The 20,976-nt window shown below is 42.3% G+C and carries 23 protein-coding genes; 10 read left to right on the top strand and 13 right to left on the bottom strand.

The window, feature by feature from the left end; all coding sequences use genetic code 11:
• Positions 1-408 (top strand): IS3 family transposase (locus tag ACIQXV_RS20030; protein WP_402961465.1); only part of this gene is annotated, 408 nt, incomplete at its 5' end.
• A gap of 60 nt (positions 409-468) precedes the next feature.
• Here the strand turns inward: ACIQXV_RS20030 and gcvH are convergent.
• From gcvH to ACIQXV_RS20005, 5 genes are all read right to left on the bottom strand, one after another.
• The gene (gene gcvH, locus ACIQXV_RS20025) at positions 469-852 is read right to left on the bottom strand and encodes a glycine cleavage system protein GcvH (RefSeq protein WP_402961463.1); all 384 of its coding nucleotides are present in this window, start codon (positions 850-852) and stop codon (positions 469-471) included.
• Between the two features lie 75 nt (positions 853-927).
• Positions 928-1,284 (bottom strand): arsenate reductase family protein, encoded by a 357-nt coding sequence (locus tag ACIQXV_RS20020; RefSeq protein ID WP_402961461.1) that lies wholly within the window; start codon positions 1,282-1,284, stop codon positions 928-930.
• 196 nt (positions 1,285-1,480) lie between these two features.
• Positions 1,481-3,262, bottom strand: a complete 1,782-nt coding sequence (locus ACIQXV_RS20015; protein ID WP_402961459.1) for an acyl-CoA dehydrogenase family protein — start codon at positions 3,260-3,262, stop codon at positions 1,481-1,483.
• 57 nt (positions 3,263-3,319) lie between these two features.
• Entirely contained in the window at positions 3,320-4,495 is a 1,176-nt protein-coding gene (locus ACIQXV_RS20010; protein WP_402961457.1) for an acetyl-CoA C-acetyltransferase, read from the bottom strand.
• Positions 4,496-4,598: 103 nt separating this feature from the next.
• Complete coding sequence (locus ACIQXV_RS20005; protein ID WP_402961455.1) at positions 4,599-6,986, bottom strand: 3-hydroxyacyl-CoA dehydrogenase/enoyl-CoA hydratase family protein; 2,388 nt, start codon at positions 6,984-6,986, stop codon at positions 4,599-4,601.
• A 208-nt stretch (positions 6,987-7,194) separates the two neighbouring features.
• Here ACIQXV_RS20005 and ACIQXV_RS20000 point away from each other — a divergent pair, with 208 nt between their 5' ends.
• The 3 genes from ACIQXV_RS20000 to ACIQXV_RS19990 are packed head-to-tail and all read left to right on the top strand — an operon-like array spanning position 7,195 to position 7,995.
• Complete coding sequence (locus tag ACIQXV_RS20000; protein WP_149871499.1) at positions 7,195-7,326, top strand: YuzL family protein; 132 nt, start codon at positions 7,195-7,197, stop codon at positions 7,324-7,326.
• Positions 7,327-7,345: 19 nt separating this feature from the next.
• Entirely contained in the window at positions 7,346-7,639 is a 294-nt protein-coding gene (locus ACIQXV_RS19995; RefSeq protein ID WP_402961477.1) for a hypothetical protein, read from the top strand.
• Positions 7,640-7,656: 17 nt separating this feature from the next.
• Positions 7,657-7,995 carry a spore coat protein gene (locus ACIQXV_RS19990; protein ID WP_402961453.1) on the top strand — a complete coding sequence of 113 codons (339 nt, stop codon included), beginning with the start codon at positions 7,657-7,659 and terminating at the stop codon, positions 7,993-7,995.
• A 36-nt stretch (positions 7,996-8,031) separates the two neighbouring features.
• Here the strand turns inward: ACIQXV_RS19990 and ACIQXV_RS19985 are convergent, their stop codons facing one another.
• From ACIQXV_RS19985 to ACIQXV_RS19965, 5 genes are all read right to left on the bottom strand, one after another.
• Positions 8,032-8,283, bottom strand: a complete 252-nt coding sequence (locus ACIQXV_RS19985; RefSeq protein WP_402961451.1) for a DUF2573 family protein — start codon at positions 8,281-8,283, stop codon at positions 8,032-8,034.
• Positions 8,243-9,040 (bottom strand): siderophore-iron reductase FhuF, encoded by a 798-nt coding sequence (gene fhuF, locus ACIQXV_RS19980; protein WP_402961449.1) that lies wholly within the window; start codon positions 9,038-9,040, stop codon positions 8,243-8,245. The genes ACIQXV_RS19985 and fhuF overlap by 41 nt, the downstream gene beginning before the upstream one ends.
• Entirely contained in the window at positions 9,033-9,851 is an 819-nt protein-coding gene (locus ACIQXV_RS19975; protein ID WP_402961475.1) for an ABC transporter ATP-binding protein, read from the bottom strand. The genes fhuF and ACIQXV_RS19975 overlap by 8 nt, the downstream gene beginning before the upstream one ends.
• 104 nt (positions 9,852-9,955) lie before the next feature.
• On the bottom strand, positions 9,956-11,011 hold the full coding sequence (locus tag ACIQXV_RS19970) for a FecCD family ABC transporter permease (protein ID WP_402961447.1): 1,056 nt from the start codon (positions 11,009-11,011) through the stop codon (positions 9,956-9,958).
• The gene (locus ACIQXV_RS19965) at positions 11,008-12,012 is read right to left on the bottom strand and encodes a FecCD family ABC transporter permease (protein ID WP_402961445.1); all 1,005 of its coding nucleotides are present in this window, start codon (positions 12,010-12,012) and stop codon (positions 11,008-11,010) included. Before ACIQXV_RS19965 ends, ACIQXV_RS19970 begins: the two co-directional genes overlap by 4 nt.
• A gap of 300 nt (positions 12,013-12,312) precedes the next feature.
• Between ACIQXV_RS19965 and ACIQXV_RS19960 the strand changes: the two genes are divergently transcribed.
• Positions 12,313-13,272 (top strand): ABC transporter substrate-binding protein, encoded by a 960-nt coding sequence (locus ACIQXV_RS19960; RefSeq protein WP_402961443.1) that lies wholly within the window; start codon positions 12,313-12,315, stop codon positions 13,270-13,272.
• Positions 13,273-13,508: 236 nt separating this feature from the next.
• On the opposite strand, the gene ACIQXV_RS19955 is transcribed toward ACIQXV_RS19960, so the two are convergent.
• Complete coding sequence (locus ACIQXV_RS19955) at positions 13,509-14,678, bottom strand: FtsW/RodA/SpoVE family cell cycle protein (RefSeq protein ID WP_402961441.1); 1,170 nt, start codon at positions 14,676-14,678, stop codon at positions 13,509-13,511.
• 141 nt (positions 14,679-14,819) lie between these two features.
• Complete coding sequence (locus ACIQXV_RS19950; RefSeq protein WP_402961439.1) at positions 14,820-15,578, bottom strand: DUF4931 domain-containing protein; 759 nt, start codon at positions 15,576-15,578, stop codon at positions 14,820-14,822.
• A 183-nt stretch (positions 15,579-15,761) separates the two neighbouring features.
• Here ACIQXV_RS19950 and ACIQXV_RS19945 point away from each other — a divergent pair, with 183 nt between their 5' ends.
• Positions 15,762-16,544 carry an undecaprenyl-diphosphate phosphatase gene (locus ACIQXV_RS19945; protein WP_402961437.1) on the top strand — a complete coding sequence of 261 codons (783 nt, stop codon included), beginning with the start codon at positions 15,762-15,764 and terminating at the stop codon, positions 16,542-16,544.
• A gap of 192 nt (positions 16,545-16,736) precedes the next feature.
• On the opposite strand, the gene ACIQXV_RS19940 is transcribed toward ACIQXV_RS19945, so the two are convergent.
• Positions 16,737-17,399, bottom strand: coding sequence for an FMN-dependent NADH-azoreductase (locus tag ACIQXV_RS19940; RefSeq protein ID WP_402961435.1), 663 nt, complete (start codon positions 17,397-17,399; stop codon positions 16,737-16,739).
• A gap of 227 nt (positions 17,400-17,626) precedes the next feature.
• Between ACIQXV_RS19940 and ACIQXV_RS19935 the strand changes: the two genes are divergently transcribed.
• The 4 genes from ACIQXV_RS19935 to ACIQXV_RS19920 are packed head-to-tail and all read left to right on the top strand — an operon-like array spanning position 17,627 to position 20,893.
• Entirely contained in the window at positions 17,627-18,559 is a 933-nt protein-coding gene (locus tag ACIQXV_RS19935; protein WP_402961433.1) for a substrate-binding domain-containing protein, read from the top strand.
• Positions 18,556-19,422, top strand: coding sequence for an ABC transporter substrate-binding protein (locus ACIQXV_RS19930; protein WP_402961431.1), 867 nt, complete (start codon positions 18,556-18,558; stop codon positions 19,420-19,422). The genes ACIQXV_RS19935 and ACIQXV_RS19930 overlap by 4 nt, the downstream gene beginning before the upstream one ends.
• Before the next feature lie 32 nt (positions 19,423-19,454).
• Complete coding sequence (locus tag ACIQXV_RS19925; RefSeq protein ID WP_402961429.1) at positions 19,455-20,153, top strand: ABC transporter permease; 699 nt, start codon at positions 19,455-19,457, stop codon at positions 20,151-20,153.
• Positions 20,150-20,893, top strand: a complete 744-nt coding sequence (locus ACIQXV_RS19920; protein WP_402961427.1) for an ABC transporter ATP-binding protein — start codon at positions 20,150-20,152, stop codon at positions 20,891-20,893. The genes ACIQXV_RS19925 and ACIQXV_RS19920 overlap by 4 nt, the downstream gene beginning before the upstream one ends.
• The last annotated feature ends 83 nt before the right edge of the window (positions 20,894-20,976 follow it).

Below are 20,976 nucleotides of genomic sequence, written 5' to 3'. Positions count from 1 at the left end.
TTATTTAATGGGGAAATCATTACGTATACGATTGGTTCTAGACCAACCTACTCACTTGTCTCAGAGATGTTAATGAAGGCATTAGACCGCTTGCCAGAAGACCATCAGCTTTTGATGCATTCCGATCAAGGTTGGCACTACCAAATGAAACAATACTGCTATGCACTTCATTCAAGAGGAATTAGACAAAGTATGTCTCGTAAAGGAAACTGTTATGACAACTCCATAATGGAAAACTTCTTTGGCATTATGAAGTCAGAGTTTCTCTATTTTAACGAGTTTGAAAGTGTTGATCATTTTAAAATTGAACTAGAAAAATATATTGAATACTATAATACGAAACGGATAAAGGCAAAACTCAAAATGAGTCCGGTGCAATACCGAACCCATTTTGAGCAAGCTGCCTGATGAAATAACCGTGTCTAACTTTTAGGGGTCACTTCATACAAGGTGCTTTTTCATATATGATTAGTCTTCCTTTGTCATTTCTTCGTATTGTTCAGCAGTCATCAGCTTGTCTAATTCGCTTGAATCAGAAAGCTCTACAACAATCATCCATGCTTTTTCGTATGGTGATTCATTTACGAATTCAGGGCTGTCGCTTAAATCTTCGTTTACTTCCACAATTTTACCGCTGACTGGTGCGTAAAGCTCAGAAACAGTTTTAACAGATTCAACACTGCCAAATGGCTCGTCTGCGGATACTTCATCGCCGACTTCTGGAAGCTCAACGAAAACGATATCTCCTAATTCATGCTGTGCAAAATCGGTAATCCCAACGCGCACTCTTTCCCCTTCAACCTTTACCCATTCGTGTTCCTCTGAATAACGTAATTCTTTTGGTGTGCTCATTAGCTCAAATCCCTCCATTGTTTTTTCTAAAATCTATCATCGAAATATATCGATTTCCATTAGTAAAGAGCATGCTTAAAGCCACATTTTCTCATACTCTTCTTCTTTAAAGCCAACTGTAACACGTTCTCCATCCGTTAAAATCGGCCGTTTGATCAACATTCCGTCAGATGCAAGCAGTTCAAGCAGTTCATCTTCAGTTGCAGACTTCATTTTATCCTTTATCCCTAATTCCCGATATTTTAAACCGCTTGTATTAAAAAATTTCTTTAACTCCAAGCCGCTTTTTTGATAAAATGCCTGCAATTGTTCGCGTGTTGGAGGCTGTTCAACAATATGTATTTCTTCATAGGAAAGCTGATGGGCATCCAGCCATTTCTTTGCGTTCCGGCATGTCCCGCATTTCGGATACCAGTAAAAAGTCAGAGACACTTGTTTCACCGCCTTTTACTAAAATGTAATCGCGTCAATAAAATATTACCATAACGTTTTTTAAAATCCTAACAGTAGGCCTAAAAAGTTCTCCATATCAAAAATTCGACTAATTTCGTAAAAATCCTTCCATATTGCGATAATTATTTTTCAAAAAAAATAGACCCCCTTCAAATTGGAAGGGAGCCCTAGTTAATTAAACAGTATAGCGTTCAGCTTCGATTACTACATCTGCTGCTTCACGTTTTTTCGCAATCACGTTGATTGGGGTATGACGCGTAAATTTGCGAAGTGAAGACAGCATCATACGAAGTGTGTCACCCTGTTCCACTGCAACGAGAGTTTCTTTCGCAGTAGCTTCAATTTCATTGAATGCTTCCTGACAGAAAATTTGTGTATAAAGAAGTTTTTGCTTGCTCTTTTCTAATCCGTCTTTGGCGATGGACTTTTCTGTACGTAAAACAACAGATTCCATTGCGTAAACAGCTGAGACAATGTCAGCAATATTGGCTAACACTTCTTGCTCTCTTTCAAGGGCCTTGCCAAATTTTTGTGCCGCTAAGCCAGCTGACAGTAAAGCAATCTTTTTCGCATTTTTTACAAGGTATTTTTCTTGTGCAAGCGGCTCGTCACCAGGCTCTTCAGGCATGAGCATCATCAGTTCCTCTTGAAGCGCCATGGCTTTTTGGAATAATGGCAACTCACCTTTAATCGCCTTTTTCACAAGGGTTCCAGGAACAAGAAGGCGGTTAATTTCGTTTGTGCCTTCGAAAATGCGGTTAATCCGTGCATCGCGATACGCTCTTTCAATTGGATATTCTTGCATGAAGCCATAGCCGCCATGAATTTGTACACCTTCGTCCACAACGTATGATAATACTTCACTTGCGAAGAATTTATTAACCGAGCATTCAATGGCATACTCTGCAATGGAGCCCGCAACCTTCTTAAGATCCTTCGCATCTTCGGTAGAGAGCTTGCCTTGGTTGTCTTCATACAAACCAATTGTCCGATAGACAGAGCTTTCTGCCGCATAAATTTTCGATGCCATGGTACCAAATTTTTCTTTTGTTAAATTGAACGACGAAATCGGTGTTTTGAATTGTTTGCGGCCGTTAGCATATTTTACTGTCATTTCAAATGCCTTTTTAGAGCCGCCGACACCGCCAACTGCTAATTTGTAGCGCCCAATGTTTAAAATGTTAAAGGCGATAACATGACCTTTGCCATATTCACCCAATAAGTTTTCAACAGGTACGGCTACATCCTCTAAAATAAGCGTACGTGTGGAGGAACTCTTAATTCCCATTTTCTTCTCTTCTGCACCAGTGGAAACACCTGGATAATCTCGTTCCACAATAAATGCTGTAAAGTGTTCGCCGTCAATCTTTGCATACACAACAAATACATCAGCAAAGCCTGCATTTGTGATCCATTGCTTTTCACCGTTTAAAATATAGTGAGTGCCTGCTACATTTAATTTTGCCGTTGTTCTCGCACCAAGGGCATCTGAACCGGAACCTGGCTCTGTTAGGGCATAGGCAGCAATCTTTTCACCTGAGGCAAGGGCAGGTAAATAGTTTTTCTTTTGCTCATCATTTCCGAATAAAACGATTGGCAGCGACCCAATTCCAACGTGGGCTCCATATGATAGAGAAAAACCGCCGGCCCCGGACATTTTCTCTGTAATAACCGATGAGGTCACCTTATCTAAGCCTAAACCGTCAAACTCTTCCGGAACGTCCACGGCTAATAATCCAAGTTCACCCATTTTCTTTAAAAGCTTAACCGTACGATCAAATTCATGGTTTTCTAAATTTTCCAGCTGTGGGGCAACTTCCTTTTCAACAAAGTCTGCCGCTGTCTGGGCAATCATTAAATGCTCTTCAGAAAAATCTTCCGGTGTAAAAATATCCTCATATGATAAATCCTCGATTAAAAAGCTTCCGCCTATTACGATTTTTTTAGTTTCAGTCATGAAAAATTCCTCCTAATCTTTTTTCATGGGGCCGGAAACGAAAGCCCCATGCTTGTTTTATAGCAGTTCAAATACTCCGGCAGCACCCATACCGCCGCCGATACACATCGTGACGACACCAAATTGTTCATTTCGGCGCTTTAACTCATGGATGAGGCTTAAAGTTAATTTTGCACCTGTACATCCAAGCGGGTGACCTAGAGCAATCGCTCCTCCGTTGACGTTAACGATTTCTTCATTAAGACCTAATTCACGAATGACTTGAAGGGATTGTGAGGCAAACGCTTCATTCAATTCGAACAAATTAATATCAGAAAGCTCTAAGCCAGCAAGCTTAATTGCTTTTGGAATGGCGACAACTGGGCCGACACCCATAATTTCAGGCGGTACGCCGCCAACTGCAAACGATCTGAATTTTGCTAATGGTTTTAAGCCAAGTGCTTCTGCCTTTTCACGGTCCATCACCATCACAGCTGCAGCCCCGTCACTTGTTTGCGAGGCATTACCTGCCGTTACCGAACCGGTTACCGAGAAGGCTGGGCGAAGTTTCGCGAGAGTCTGTAAGTTTGTATCCGGACGAACTCCTTCGTCTTGTGAAAATTGAATTGTTTTTTCAACAAGTTTATTGTCATTACCAACAGTACGAATCGTTACATCAACTGGCACAATTTCATCAACAAATTTGCCTTCTGCAATCGCTTTGGCAGCACGCTGATGGCTCCTGACTGCAAAAGCATCCTGATCCTCTCGGGAAATGCCGTATTTCTGCGCAACTTGCTCCGCTGTATGTCCCATTCCCATATAATATTGCGGTGCTGTTTCGGCTAGTTTAATATTCGGACGAACGACATGGCCCATCATTGGAATCAAACTCATCGATTCCGCACCGCCGGCAATTGCTGTATCTGTATGTCCAAGCATAATCCCTTGGGCTGCATAGGCGATGGCCTGTAAACCAGATGAACAGAAACGATTTATGGTGATCGCAGGGACAGTATATGGAAGTCCTGCCAATGCCCCAATATTTCGGGCCATATTATTTCCTTGTTCAGCTTCCGGCATCGCACAGCCGATAATTAAATCATCAATATTTCCTTCATAATTTCCAGCACGTTTTAATGTTTCTTTAACAACCAAAGCTCCCAAGTCATCAGGACGAACATGGGCAAGCGTTCCTTTCTTTGCCTTACCAACCGGGGTACGAGCTCCGGCAACGATTACCGCTTCTCTCATGCAAGTTCCCTCGCTTTCTCTCATATTTGAAAAATACGAATCTATTTTTTTCAAAAGGGTCGGACCCATTGTTTTTGTCAGATGGTTCGACCCTATACTATTGTTAGTTTCTTAACGGTTTGCCCTTCACAAGCATATGCTGCATCCGCTGCTGTGATTTTGGCTCTGCAATCAGGCTTAGGAAAGCCTCTCTTTCCAGGTCTAATAAATATTGCTCATCTACTTCTGTTCCAAACGGGACCTTACCGCCGGCAATGACATAGGCAATTTTCTTGGCAATTTTTAAATCATGCTCAGAAATAAAGCCGGATAAGCGCATTGCTTCAGCACCAAGCAACAAGGTAGCATAGCCAGTTTCCCCAACCACCGGAACTTTTCTGCGCACTTTTGGTTTATACCCTTGTTCTGATAAGGCAAGGACGGCTTGTTTCGCATCATAGATCTGATGGTCGCTATTGGAGCTGATTCCATCAGATGAATCAAGGAAATTATTTTCCCTTGCTTCTTCAGCAGATGTAGAAACCTTGGCCATGGCGATCGTTTCAAATACTTTGTTGGCCACATTTTGCAAATCAAATGGAACACCGTTTGGAAGGTTTTCTAGGTGCTTCATGTAAAGCTCTTTGTTACCACCTCCGCCTGGAAGTAAGCCAACACCGACTTCGACAAGGCCCATATACGTTTCGGCTGACGCCTGAATGTGTGCTGCCGGCAGGCAAACCTCTGCACCGCCGCCAAGTGTCATCCCAAATGGTGCAGCGATAACCGGCTTAGAGCTGTATTTCACCTTCAGCAATGCACTGTGAAGGTGGCGGACAATCAGATCAAGCTCATAAATATTGTCATCCTGTACTTCCATTAACATCATTGCCAGGTTCGCACCGACACAGAAGTTCTTTCCTTGGTTTCCGATGACAAGACCTTTATAATTTTTCTCCACTTCATCCACAGCAAAATTAATCATTTGCACGATATCGAGACCAATTGCATTGTTTGGTGAATGGAATTCTAACAGGGCGACACCATCACCAAGATCAATTAAACTCGCTCCGCTGTTCTTTTTAATAACACCTTTTTGTTTCTTGATTTTTTTAAGGTCGATGGCCTTTGGATTATATTCCACAAGTCTATATTGGCCGTCATGATAGAAGAACAGCTCGCCATTTTCCTCTATATAGAAAGAAGAATTTCCTTTTTCCAGCATTTCAGTAACCCATACTGGAACTTCCACACCGGCTTCCTTCATTTTTTGAACCGATTTTTCTACACCGATGGCATCCCATGCTTCGAAAGGACCCATTTCCCAGCCAAAGCCCCACTTCATCGCGCGGTCAATTGAAACGATATCGTCGGCAATTTTACCTAATAGCTGTGCGGAATAGACAAAAGACGCTGTGAAGGTATTCCATAAAAATTGTCCAGCCTTGTCACTTGTGTAAACAAGCGCTTTCAATTTATTCTCCGTACCTTTTTCCTGCTTGGCTAACTCGACTGCAGGCGTGGATAGCTTTTTCCGCGGGCCGTATTCTAATGTAGCTGGATCCAGCTCAAGAATTTCTTTTCCTTTTTTCAAAAAGAACCCTTGTCCGGACTTACTTCCAAGCCAGCCTTTTTCAACCATCGCTTTTAAGAAAGCTGGAACTGCAAAAACTTCCTTCTCTTTGCCTTCCACTTGTTCGTACACATTTCCGGCAACATGATAGAAGGTATCCAATCCCACCACATCGAGGGTACGGAAGGTGGCACTTTTTGCGCGACCAATCAATGGTCCAGTGATGGAATCGACTTCGCCAACACTTAAACCGGCTTTTAGCATTTCTTGCACTGTGACAAGAAGGCCATACGTCCCAATCCGGTTAGCAATAAAGTTTGGTGTATCCTTAGCGACGACAACGCCTTTTCCTAACACGTCTTCACCAAAGGTTTTCATGAAGGAGAGAACTTCCGGGTCAGTGTGTTGTGTTGGAATCACTTCTAATAATTTTAGGTAGCGCGGCGGGTTAAAGAAATGGGTTCCAAGGAAATGCCTTTTAAAATCGTCAGAACGGCCTTCCACCATCGCTTCCACGGAAATTCCTGAGGTATTGGAGCTGATAATACTGCCAGCTTTCCGGTATTGATCGACTTTTTCAAAAACCTGCTTTTTGACATTGAGGTTTTCGACCACTACTTCGATGACCCAGTCAACATCTTTCAGTTTGACTAAATCGTCTTCCAGATTGCCTGCTTCAATAAGGGAAAGGTTCTTTTTCACTGCCAAGGGTGCCGGCTTTTGCTTCAATAATTTTTGGATATTTGCTGCACTGATCCGATTACGTACTTGTTTGTCCGTTAATGACAGCCCTTTTGCTTCTTCTTCCTTGGTTAATTCACGTGGCACAATATCCAATAATAATGTTGGAATACCGATATTTGCTAGGTGGGCAGCAATTCCTGAGCCCATTACTCCAGATCCTAGGACAGCTGCTTTTTTTATCAATTGGTTCAACATTGTCTCCCCCTTTAAGCTTTGAATGAATGCTCATTCATTTTTTTGTCAAAAAAAATTCACTTTTGAATGAGTTCTGCTACTACTTACTATAAAATATTTTGAAAATTTGTGCAATCAATAAACGCGGAAAATTGAAACTTTTTTGAACTTTTATTTTTAGCAAAATAAATCTTCTTGTTTGGGCATGCTATTTCCTGAGGTGATAACGATGGCGAAGATGAAAAAGAATCCTTCTAAAGCGGGCGTAAGTGCAGCCAGTGTGAAGGGCAACGGCGGGCCTGGCAACGAAGAGGCTCACTTGGACAAAAAAAACAGCCAGAATAACCAATATAAACGATAAGAAATAGGAGGGTGACATGATGCAGCAGCAAAATATAAATATGCCGAACATGAACATGCAGAATCAACAAATGAAGATGCAGCAGCCGCCGGGAGTGATTTCAACAAAGGATTCACTTTATTTAACCGATATGATGTCATGGAATTTACTGTCTGCGAAGAAAGCGCACTTCTTTGCCCAACAGTTTCAGGATCCTGAAATGAAGGCAGAAGCAGAAAAATGCGGCCAGATGCACCAACGCCATTACCAGCAGCTTCTGCAGCACTTAGGACAGCACGCCAGCCAGCAGCAGCCACTAAATAACATGCAGTAGATGGAGGAATGTTAACAATGAATCAGAACCAGCAAAAGATTCAAAAACCAGAAGCACAAGTACCGAAGACGCCGCAAATGAACGAGCGTGATTTCATAAACGATTTACTGACAACGGAAAAATACATGACCACTTCATACAGCATGGCGCTACACGAGGCAAGCCATCAAGGTCTATATCAGGACATTATGCAGATTTTCACGGAAACCGAACAATGCCAGCGCGACCTTTACGATTTGATGTTCAAAAAGGGCTGGTATGCCATCGAGGCCGCTGACCAGCAAAAACTGCAGCAATCGTACCAGCAATTTCAGGGATATACCAACCAGTTTCCTAGTGGCGGGACCCTTCAATAAAATAAGAAACCGGAGGATCCTAAGTCCCCCGGTTTCTTATTTCTGCGTAGATTTCCGATGCTGCTCGTTCAACTGTTTAATTTCCTGAATGATTTGCTTCATTTCTCCCCTTGCATCAGGGTACATGGCACTCCAATGATTGATTAAGGCCGGCATGGACTTGGCGATATGGGAGTACATTGCCCAAGCCTTCACCTTTTCCTTTGTCAGATCATCAGATTCACCAACCAATAGTTCACAATATTTTTCAAGCAAAGCGTCGAACTTCTGAGCAAATATTTTCTCCATCGTGACACACTCCATCCTTCGCTAAATGAGTACATGGACACGTTTTGCAGCGCTTCCCTGCCGGCAGCTGATAGGAAAAGCAGCAGGTCTTTCTTATTCTTACCTCTTCATCCCGTTCCGGCAGATACATCTTTTCGGAAAAATACTTTTGCAGCGGGTTAAGGTTGTTGGCGCCAAACAATTGTCCTTCTGCTTCAAAAAGTAAAAAGCGGAAGTCGTCTGTAACGTTATCATTCTCGCTATCTTTAAGTTCACTTTCATACAGCCAAAATAAGTATACAGCAATATTCTCCCACAGAATCAGCTTCGAAATTCCGAATGATTTTTCCAGTTTAGCGATAATCGGATAAATATGATTTGCAAAAAGATCCTTTAACACAAGCTTGCGCCATTCCGAGCGATTTTCATTAGGGTCCAAATCCTTTACTGTGGCATCTTTTAATGAAAAGGCTGGCAGCCAGTTCTCTCCCGATTCGGCTTTTTCCATTAATACATTATCCAATGACACATCAAGCTGTTTATTCCAAGCAGTCATTGCATAAAGGGACATGACCGCTAAAAAGGCATACCGTTTGATAAAAATCGAGGCGGTGATTTTTTCATTTGGGGCACCCAGTGTATCGGATAAACTTTTCAAAAAGTCCTTAAGGAACGATTCATCTAAGAGCTCGGCAACTGGGAAAGATTGTTCTAAGCCAGACTTGTACCTGTATTTTTCCAATTGAATACGTTCCGGCTCCGACAACATCTTAGCCATTCATTGCCACCGCCTTATCAAGAATGCATCTTCCCTTGCCATATGGGATGCAAAGGGGTGTCCCAAATAGCGGATCCATTGTCACCTCGCAGTCCATGCCAAAAACATTTTTGACAAGGCCGCGATTAATCACATACTCCGGTTTCCCTTGGGCATATACCTTCTTGTCCTTAATCGCTACCACATTATGGGCATAGCGGCAGGCAAGATTGAGGTCGTGAAGCACCATGACAACGGTTCTATTTTTCATTTCATTTAATTCAAAAAGCAAATCGAGAATCTCAATTTGATGGGTCATATCCAAGTATGTCGTCGGTTCGTCTAAAAGGATAATATCCGTATCCTGAGCCAAAGTCATCGCGATCCAGGCACGCTGTCTTTGTCCGCCGGAAAGAGAATCAACCGTTCTTTCCTTTAGCTCCTCCAAACGAGTTGCTTTGAGGGCATCATTGACCTTTTTCTCATCTTCCTTCGACCATTGCTTTAACCACGATTGATGCGGATAACGCCCTTGTTTGACGAGCTGAAGCACGGTTAAGCCCTCCGGTGCAGCTGGTGACTGGGGCAGAATCGCCATCTTTTTAGCGATTTCCTTTGTGGAAAGCTTGGCAATCGCCTTGCCTTCCAGCACGACGCCCCCGGACTTCGGCTTAAGGAGACGGGCGATTGAACGAAGGAGAGTGGATTTTCCACAGCCATTCCCGCCAATAAAAACTGTAATTTCACCCTTTGGGATTTTCAAATCCAACTCATCAATAATGAGTGTCTCTCCATAGGAAAGGGATAAATTTTTCGTTTCAATCGCATTCATCATCTTACCAGCTCCTTTATTTGTCCAATTCCAGCGCCTAGGGGCTAGGGGTCATAAGCCAATCCGTCAAGACTCACGCCCTTGAGCCAGGCGCTTCCGCTTTTCTATGCATTTCTTGTTTTAAAAAGTAAGTATATAAAGTACGGTGCACCGATCCCGGCGGTAAACACGCCGGCGGGTACTTCTAACGGTGAAAACATCGTCCGGCCGATTAAATCTGCGACCATCACCAGAATTCCGCCCAGCAATGCGGAGGTTGGAAGCAGTGCTCCAAAGGACGATCCTACTAACCTTCTTGCCATATGCGGTGCCATTAACCCGACAAAACCAATGCCCCCGGCAAAAGCGACCGAACTGCCAATCAAGGCTGTGCTGATCATTAATAGCAGAAACCGCTGTTTTTGCACCTTGCCGCCTAAACCGGTGGCGACCTCATCGCCAAGTTCTTGAATATTAATGGTTCTCGCTGCCACCATGGCAATGATGAGAAAAAGAACAGTCCAAGGAACGAGCGTTGCTACGTTTTTCCAATTAGAACCGTACACGGTGCCAGTTATCCAAATATTCGCCTGGCTTGCCTGATAAATCGGCCCCATGATCATCATAAGAGTCGTTAATGCCTGCATTAATGTGGAAATGCCGATCCCAATTAACACTAGTCGAATCGGTGAAACACCATTTTTCCAGGCAAGGAAGTAAACTAGGAAAGCGACAACCCCTGCGCCTAAAAAAGCGGCTAAGGGTAACCAGGCAATGCTGACGGTTAGGGCATTATTTTTATCACTAAAGAAGGCTAAAAAACCAACAACTGCCACAGCCGCACCTCCGGTAATCCCAAGAACATCCGGTGAGGCGAGCGGGTTGCGAATCATCCCTTGTAAAATCCCGCCTGCTACAGCTAAAGAAATACCCACCATTAAGGCAACGATAATTCTTGGCAAACGGAAGGAGGTAATAATCAGCTTTTCCATCTCCGGGCCGCCGCCAAATAATACTTTTACTACGGTAAACGGGTTAATTTTCATATCTCCTATGCCAGTACTAATAACAAATACCATAAAGGTGACGAGGAGCAGGATGGTAAAAATAAATGCAGCTTTTCGGTCGATTAAAAAGGACAATTTCCCTCTAAAGGGACGGAAATTTTTATAATTGCTCATCGGCCATTGAACCCCCTTCTTGCAATGTAGATAAAGAATGGAGTTCCAATGATGGCCGTCATGACCCCGACAGGCACTTCTGACGGCATTAAAATATATCTTGCGCCAATGTCCGCGGCAAGTAACAGGATGGCTCCGAGAACACCCGATAACGGAATAACCCAGCGATGATCAATGCCAATGATCGACCTTGTAATATGGGGAACGACAATCCCAACAAAGCCAATCGGCCCTGCCACTGCTACGGAACCGCCTGCTAATAAAATGACAATGACACCAATGGCAATTTTTAAAAGTCCGGTGTTTAAACCGAGTCCCTTGGCAACATCTTCACCCATGGACAGGATATTCATTTTTCCGGCAATCAGAACGGCACCTATCCAGCCAATCCCGATAAAGGGTAAAACAGATACAAGTGTCTCAAGCTTTCGCCCTTGGACAGAGCCAGCGAGCCAAAATAAAACCTGTTCGAGTGCGGCTTCATCCACAACCAGCAAGCCTTGGGTGAATGATGAAAACATCGCTGCTATTGCTGCTCCGGCTAATGTGAGTTTCATCGGTGTTAACCCTTCTCTTCCAAAAGAACCAATTCCATAGACGCTGATGGCAGCGACTGCGGCACCGAAGAAGGCAAGACCGTTGAAGGCTTGTAAATCATTAACTGAAAATAAGGTAACGGCAGCTACCACTGCAAATCCTGCGCCGGCATTGATCCCGAAGATTCCCGGTGAAGCGAGCGGATTTTTCGTCAATGTCTGCATCAGAACCCCGGCAATCGCTAGGCTTGCACCAACTGCTGATGCGATTAACGCTCGGGGAAGTCTAACAGTTTGAATAATAATATGTTCGTTTGAGCCATTATAATTCGTAAAGGAATCGATTGCTGTCCGCCAGCTTGTATCTGTATAGCCAAAAATGACACTGGCGCACATTAACATTAGCATGATGATTACAGCGCTTATCAATCCGAGCCATTTTAAAGGTATATTTTTTAATAACATTTACTTGAAACCCTTCTAACTTCTTATTCGTTCATTAAATTTAGTCTATCTCTAATTGATAACTATTGTCAATGAATTTGAGAATCATTTTCAACTATATCGATTATTATTCACAAAATTGTTGTAAATGAATAGTTTCGGCGGTGATGTCTGCTTATATTGTTGTTGTTCACGAATTGGTAAATGATTTTGAAAATCATTTTCAATTAAATATTGACAGCCTCCTTCTGTTCATTTTATGATAAGGATGTCATTGAAAATGATTATCATTTACAACTATTAAGGAGGATACATACAAAAATGAAAGCAATTAAAACTCTACTCTCTCTTTTCTCCATTATGGCACTTCTGTTATTAGCTGCCTGCGGCGGTACCGAGGAGAAAACAACGGAAAAGAAAAAAACAACGGAAGAAAAAACATATACTGTTGAACATGCGATGGGATCTACTACTATTAAGGGTACCCCAAAAAGAGTCGTAATTCTTACAAACGAAGGAACGGAAGCACTTTTAGCGATGGGCGTTACTCCTGTCGGTGCGGTGAAATCTTTTACCGGTGACCCTTGGTATGAGCACATTGCCGATAAAATGAAAGACGTTAAAGTTGTTGGAGTGGAAAGTGAAGTAAACGTGGAAGCAATTGCTGCCTTGAAACCGGATTTAATTATTGGGAATAAAATGCGTCAGGAAAAAATTTACGACCAGTTAAAAGCCATTGCACCAACTGTATTTGCGGAAACACTACGCGGCGATTGGAAGGAAAACTTCAATCTATATGCAAAATCACTTAATAAAGTGGATAAAGGTAATGAAGTCATTCAAAAATATGATGCCCGCATTACTGACATCAAAGAAAAGTTAGGCGACAAAAAGAATATGAAAGTCTCGATGGTCCGCTTTATGGCCGGCGAGGTTCGTATTTATCATAAGGATACCTTCTCAGGTGTTATTTTAAATGACCTTGGCTTTGCCCGCCCGGAAAGTCAAAATGTCGATGATTTTGCAGAAAGAAATGTGACAAAAGAGCGTATTCCGGCAATGGACGGAGACATCCTTTTCTACTTTACTTATGATACTGGTGACGGTAAAGGATCTGAATTGGAAAAAGAATGGATTAATGATCCACTGTTCAAGAACCTTGAGGTAGCTAAGAATGGTGAGGTTCACAAGGTGAACGATACGATTTGGAATACTGCCGGAGGCGTCCTTGCTGCCAACCTGATGCTTGATGATATTGAAAAGATCTTTTTGAAAAAATAAGAATCAAAACAAGGACCGCCAATTTGGGTGGTTCTTGTTTTTTATTCCGCGGGATTGGGGGATAATTCCGCTGATTTTTGGATTTATTCCGCGAGTTTGGAGCATAATTCCGCGGAAAATTAGATTTATTCCGCCAACTTTTACGATATTCCCGCCAACTCTCACAATAATTCCGCCAAACCCGTCCCCCAGCAACAAAAAAAGAGCGAAACTGAACTCGCTCTTTGAACACAGCATTATGCGGTTGTGGAAAACATGTATTTTTTATAATGGTAGCGAATCGAAAAGATTAACCCGAGCCCGAGCATGTTTCCCATTAACGCGCTCCCGCCGTAGCTGATAAATGGCAGCGGAATACCGGTGATGGGCAGGACGCCAATCGTCATACCGATATTTTGGAAAACGTGGAAAGTAATCATGCTGATGACTCCGACGCAAATATACGTATAAAAATTATTCTTCGTTTCCATGCCGACCTTGGTAATATGGTAGACCAATAAGAAAAATAAACTGATTAGAATACTTGCACCAATAAAGCCATATTCCTCACCGACAACACTAAAAATAAAATCGGTTTGACTTTCAGGTAAATAGACTTCACGGTTGCCAAACCCCTTGCCGCCTGTTTGACCTGAGCCAATTGCGAGCAGGGATTTCGTCAACTGATAAGCATCGGTGCCTTGGTAACTATAGGGATCGAGCCATGAATAAATACGACGGAGTTGATATTCGCCGACCCCTAAATACTTTGCCAAAAAATCAGGTTTCCAAAGGACGAAGTAAAAGATTGTCCCGATTAATACCAACCCGGCAGAAAACATCGGGACAAGTAATTTCCACGAAATACCAGAGATAAAGATCATTCCTACTAAAATAGCTATGAAAACGAGCGCTGTCCCTAAGTCCTGCTTGATGATTAGCCCTAATGGGACCATCGTGACAATCCCCATCTTGATTAACAGCCAGAAATCAGTTTGCATGGTCTTGACCTGATTTTTGAGATGATGTTGGTCGATGACCCGTGCAAGCCCCAGAATAAGAAAGATTTTAACAAACTCGGATGGCTGTATCGTACCAATCCCAGGAATCTTAAACCAGTTTTTCGCTCCATTGATGACCGGAGCGATACTGGACGGTGCAACGATTAAAAAGCATAGCAGGAAGATACCAAATCCATACGCATACCAAGTAAGCTTTCGTAATTGATCCGAATCAAGGGTCATCACGGCTGCAATAATCCCGCCGCCGACGCCGTACCAAACAATTTGCTTGATTAAAAAGTTCTCCTTATACTGCCCGCTTGCCTGCGCACTATAAATCGCTAAACAGCTTGCTAAGAAAAGTAAGATCAATATAAAAACAAGGCTATAATCGAGTTTAGAAGTTGTATTATTATTTGAAGTCATTTCCGTTCCACCTTACTAAGAACTTGTACATTCCTTCATTATATTTTTAAAAACAACAAATCTCAACTTCTAACCTGCCAATGGTTTTATTTACATAAAAAAGACGCCCCGAGCAGAGTAGAATTTCTGCGCCATTTTCCCTTAAGTATAGATTCGCCGCACTTCACCTGCCATCCACTCTAAATTATTCGGCACCTGCGGAATGCCATATCCGATATAAAGCGGGGTGGTGACAAAACGGGAAACAATTTTGGCATAGATTTTATCGTCTATATGATGAAAAAACACGTTATAGCTTGTCGCCTTGAATGGGAAATGGTTCAGGATATAGTGGACGGCCATTTGCATGTACTCCGAAAATTTTTCCTGATAGCCGGAATCCTGCATTTCTACATTAAATTCATAAAACCCAACGCGCGGCTTTGTCGACAGTGTAAACCGAACACCATCCGCTTCCGCAATAACGATTCCCTGGAACATTTCATGGGTTACCTTTTCTTTATAGTCAATATCATGTAAGCCCACGATCTGCATATGTGGATGGGCAAGTGTTCCGCCAGATAGTGGCCCATGATTTTTGAAAAAAATAACTGATCGATAACTGTTGGTTTCCTCCATCTCTAACCAATGCTGCATTCCGAACCTAATCAATCTATGTAGATGGTCGCTTGAATAGGTTGATAAATCGGCATGGCAATCGTCTGTTTCAATTAACACAGTTTGATAAGCATTTTCCAATACAGGATATTTATTTTTCAAAAGAATTATGGAGCCTTCCACCGCGATGAGGTCTGTAAGCTGGTCCCTTTCGCAAAATGGGCAGGCCTGCTCTTTGTTTCGAATATTTTCCGGCTTTTTGACACCGATGGATGTATTAAAGTGCAAATGTTTATTTTCCAAACGTGTATCTCCTCTCAAAAAGGCTATATTTCTATTTTATGGGAGAATTCGATTCGTTTGCACTATTTTTGACTTAATAACTTACTTAAATCCTAAAATGAAGTAGATTTTCATTAAATAGCGGGCGTTTGCATATCTTTAAATTGTACAGGCTTATCATTATTTGAGAATGCGAGGGAGTTTATGTTAACAAAACTAGAAGCATTGATCCTCGGGATTATCCAAGGTTTAACGGAATTTTTGCCGATTAGCAGTACGGGGCATCTTTATTTAGGAAGAAATTTATTTGGTCTTCAGGAAGCGGGGCTGTTGCTCGATACAATGCTTCATGTCGGTACACTCTTGGCTGTGTTTGTTTTTTATAAAGATGAATTTATTAAAATCATCAAAAATCCTTTTAGCAAATTAACCTTCTTATTAATTGTCGGGACGATTCCTGCCGTCATTTTTGGACTTGCGTTTAAAGATTATATTGATGAAATCTCGAAGACGGGGGTTACGATTGGCTGGGAGTTTTTACTCACGGGGCTATTCCTGTGGCTCGCTGATTCAGCGAAAAATGGCTATAAGAAAATGGATGACATTAGCTATAAGGATGCGTTTATCATCGGAACATTCCAAGCGGTTGCGATTATGCCGGCGATTTCTCGCTCTGGGATGACGATTGTTGCCGCGCTCTGGCGAAAATTAGACCGCGAAACGGCTGCTTACTTTTCATTCCTACTGTCGACACCGGCAATTGCCGGAGCGATTGTCCTGCAAACGAAGGATTTATTAGGTGGTGCCGGTGAAGAAATCTCTTTATCTGCCTTGCTTGTCGGCATCATCGCCTCTGCCGTCTTCGGTTATGTCGCCGTTAAATGGATGATTGGGTATTTGAAAAATCATTCGTTAAAACCGTTTGCGATTTATGTATGGGCATTGGGAATACTCGTGTTGTTTTTTCAATTTACAGGTCATTTTTAACAGGTTTTGCTCAGGGAGGGTGGTTTCGCAAATAAACGGGGTAGTTTCGCAAATAAATGCACTCGCTTCGCAAATAAACCCGTTAGTTTCGCAAACAAATGCCCGAGTTTCGCAAATAAACTCCTTGATTACAAAAATAGAGGATCTGTTCGCGCAAAAAAAGCGACTCGATGCACTCGAGTCGCTCTTTTTTTATTGTGTAACTGTCTGTTTTGCCATTTCTCTTGCTGCTTCTGCTGCTTGTTCTTTTGCTTTTGCCATAATTTCCGGTACTTGTTTTGGAAAATGATCCATTCCTTCGGCAACCACTGTATCCAAGCTCTCGAATCCGAGGAATTTAAATACCTTTTGTAAATAACGATCGCCCATTTCAAATTCAACCATTGGACCGCTGGAATAAATGCCGCCGCGGGTTTGAATGTGGATGGCCTTTCTGCCGGTGAGTAATCCTTTTGGTCCTGCTTCTGTATTGGTAAATGTTTTTTCTACTATAAATAAGTTATCAATAAATTTTTTCAAAATCGATGGGGCGCCGAGATTCCAAATCGGTGTGACAAACACATAATAATCGGCAGCAATAAAACGGTCGGCAAGTGAATGCATTTTTTCGAGCTTTGTCCGCTCTGCTTCCGATAGCTGTTCTTTCGTATAACCCATAAACGATAATTTTGCCCGGGCGTACAATAGATCCATATCGATCTCAGGGATATCCATATCATATAGGTGCCAGCGCTCAATTTCTACATCTGGCTGTGCTGCTTTAAACTCTTCTAAAAATACTTCCCCGATTTGCATTCCTTTTGATAGTTTAATGTCATTCTTTGGATTCGCCGTAATATACAAAAGCTTTGACATGTACATCCCTTCCCTTTAGCAACAATTTTTCATCTATTTCTATACTACACCAAACTTTCTTGCTCACCATTGAACAATATGAAAAAATTGTGAATTCTGCCAGAACTCTTTGAACAATTCGTGACAATTCTATACAAAACTAAACGGAACTTAACAAAACTTAACAAAAGTCACACTTATTATGATATTCTTTTTATAAAATAAAATTGGAAAAAGGAGGGTGACAAATGGACGAAAAGGCGTATACTCCCGATGAGGTTGCGCAAATTTTTCAAATCTCAAAACATACCGTTTATGAGCTGATAAAAAGAGGCGAGCTGCAAGCCTTTAAAATCGGCAATAAAATGAGAATTGAGAATGCCGAGCTGGAAAGATTTAAAGAGAATATGAAGGCTCCGGCCAAAAAACAGCCAGCGGAACAATCAAGCCCTAGAAGCAATACTATCATACCGATTCGGCTTTCCGGCAGCCATGATTTTCTTGTCGAACATTTTGCCAAACAAGCGGCAAGGGATTTAAACCTGCAAATTCAGCCTTCCTTCATCGGCAGTTTAGAAGGTTTAATGATGCTTTACCGCGGACAATCTGACATTGCAGCTGTTCATCTTTTAGACCCGGCATCGCAAGAATATAATCTGCCATTTATCCATCAGCTGTTTGTCTACGAATCTATTTTAGTAATTAGATTGGCTGTAAGAGAGCAAGGTTTTATTGTTGCAAAAGGCAATCCGAAAAGTATTCTTGATTTTACTGACCTCACTAGAAAAGACATTCAATTTATTAACCGCCAAAAAGGTGCGGGTACTCGCTTTTTACTAGATTCCAAGCTTTCTGGCTATGGGATTAATCCTAGTAAAATTAACGGGTACGGCAATGAAGAATGGAACCATTTGTCAGCGGCTTCTTACATTAGCAGAGGGATCGCCGATGTGACCTTTGGCATTCATTCTGCTGCCAGCCATTTAGGGCTTGATTTCGTGCCGGTAGCGAAGGAACAGTTTGATCTTGTTTTCCGCTTTACCGCTGAAAACAAACATAGTTTAACGGAGTTAATTCAATACTTACAGTCTGCCAGCTTCAAAGATAGCCTACATGATTTAGAAGGCTATTCCATTGAAGATTTAGGAAAAATCATTTATCAAACGGAGGAACTCGTATGAAGAAAAATCGCTTTTTAATCGCACTATTTGCATTAATGCTTCTTGTTTTATCAGCCTGTGGAAACTCGGACACAAAAGATGCAGCCGCAAAAGAGAAAAAGCCGGCACCGAAACCGGCACCAACGGAAATGATTCTAGCAACGACAACAAGTACACAGGACAGCGGCTTACTTGATGTTCTACTTCCAATGTTTGAAAAAGAATATAATGTAAAAGTAAAACCGATTGCAGTAGGGACTGGCCAGGCATTAGAAATGGGTACGAAGGGTGAAGCGGATGCCCTCCTTGTTCATGCTCCGGCAGCTGAAAAAGCAGTGGTGGACGCAGGTGACGCGATTAACTACAAGCGTGTCATGTATAACGACTTTATTTTAGTCGGACCGAAGGACAATCCGGCAGGAGTAAGCGGTGATGACATCAAAGCGGCTTTCAAAACATTGGCTGATACGAAATCTATTTTCGTTTCACGCGGGGACGACTCCGGTACGCATAAGAAGGAATTAGGCATTTGGACTGCTGATGGCATTCAACCGGCTGGCGATTGGTATGTATCCACCGGTCAAGGGATGGGACAAACCTTGCAGGTTGCAGCAGAGAAAAAAGGTTATGTGTTAGCAGATCGTGCGACATGGTTAGCCCAAGAAAAGAATTTGGATACACTTAAGATTGTCGTTGAAGGCGGAAATGATTTGATGAATATCTATCACGTCATGCAAGTAAATCCTGAAAAACATGAAAAGATTAATAGCAAAGACGCCGAAAAATTTGTAGAATTTATGGTAGATTCGAAAACTCAAGACATTATTGAGGACTTCGGTAAGAAAGAATACGGACAATCCTTATTCTTTAAATATACCGAGTAATTTTTCAAGGAAATCCTGGAGGCATTACGTTTATGGAATTACTACTAGATGGACTAAAAAAAGCACTAGAAATGATCTTTTCCGGTGATGCTGAAGTTTTTGCGATTACCTGGCTGACACTGATGGTCTGTCTTATTTCCATTCTGATTAGTACTCTCATCGGATTGCCGCTTGGAATTTTCCTTGGATTAACTAGATTCAAAGGGCGCAGGCTGCTGCTTTTATTGATTAATATTGGGATGGGTCTGCCCCCTGTTGTTGCAGGACTCTGGATTACGATGCTGTTATGGCGCTCTGGTCCGTTAGGTGATCTAACCTTGCTCTATTCGCCGACAGCGATTGTGATGGCGCAAATTCTAGTCAGCCTGCCAATCGTCACGAGCCTGACGTGCACGGCATTCCAGCAAATCAGCGATAAAATGCTGCTGCAAATTAAAGCACTTGGCGCAACAAGGCTGCAAACATTGATGATTCTCATTAAGCAATTAAAAATTGCGATTCTAGCAGCGATCATGGCTGGCTTTGGCCGCGTTATTGCCGAAGTTGGCGCCGCGATGATGGTCGGCGGAAATATTCAGGGAGACACACGGATCTTAACGACCACGATTGTGATGGAGGTTTCCAAAGGTAATTTTGATATTGCCTTAGCCCTTTCATTTATTTTATTGTCGGTTGCCCTGCTAATTACGGCAGTATTAACATTTTTACAGCAAAGGAAGCGAATATCATGAACCCGTTAATTGAGTTGAAAAACATCACTTTTAATGCCTTTCATAAGACGATTCTTGATATTCCTGAATTTCAGATTTACGATGGTGAATTTCTTGGGATTATGGGGCCAAACGGTGCCGGAAAAAGCACCCTGTTAAAGCTGTTAGCTTTCCTTGATCAGCAAACGAGCGGCGATATCCTTTACCGAGGTGAGATAATTCCCAAGAGAAATGCCCCGCTTGACTTACGAAGGAATTTTTCGATTGCCCTGCAGCAATCATTACTTTTGGATGGAACTGTTTTTCGCAATATTGCGATTGGCTTAACCTTAAGAAAGGTTCCCAAAAACATCATTAAGGAAAAAGTGACCCATTGGATGGAGCTGTTTGGCATCAGCCACTTAGCGAAAAAAAATGCGCTTTATTTATCCGGCGGTGAGGCGCAACGGGTCAACTTGGCACGGGCGATGATTGTGGAACCGGAGATTCTTTTTCTAGATGAACCATTTTCCGCTTTGGACTTTCCGACCAAAATTAGGTTAATGGAAGATTTCAAGGGCATTATGGAAGATGCCCAAACAACCGCTGTGTTTGTCAGTCATGATTTAATGGAAATTAACTATCTTACGAACCGGCTGGCGATTATCGTAAATGGTGAAGTGAAGCAATCAGGACCCACCCCTCGGGTCCTAGAACATCCTAACTCTTCCACTCAATCCTTCCTAAATGAGTGGAAGAAATTTTATCCCCTTGCACGTTGATGGCAGTTCCATTTGGAGCTGCTTTTTTTATTGCTTTAAAAATCCGTGAAGCATAAAATGGAGATACAAATGCAGTTGGGTTT

It is taken from the genome of Neobacillus sp. NPDC097160 (genome assembly GCF_044762155.1).
Classification (GTDB): Bacteria; Bacillota; Bacilli; order Bacillales; family Cytobacillaceae; genus Neobacillus.
Note: the sequence above shows the minus strand (reverse complement) of the source record. Positions and strands in the feature narration are given on the sequence as shown.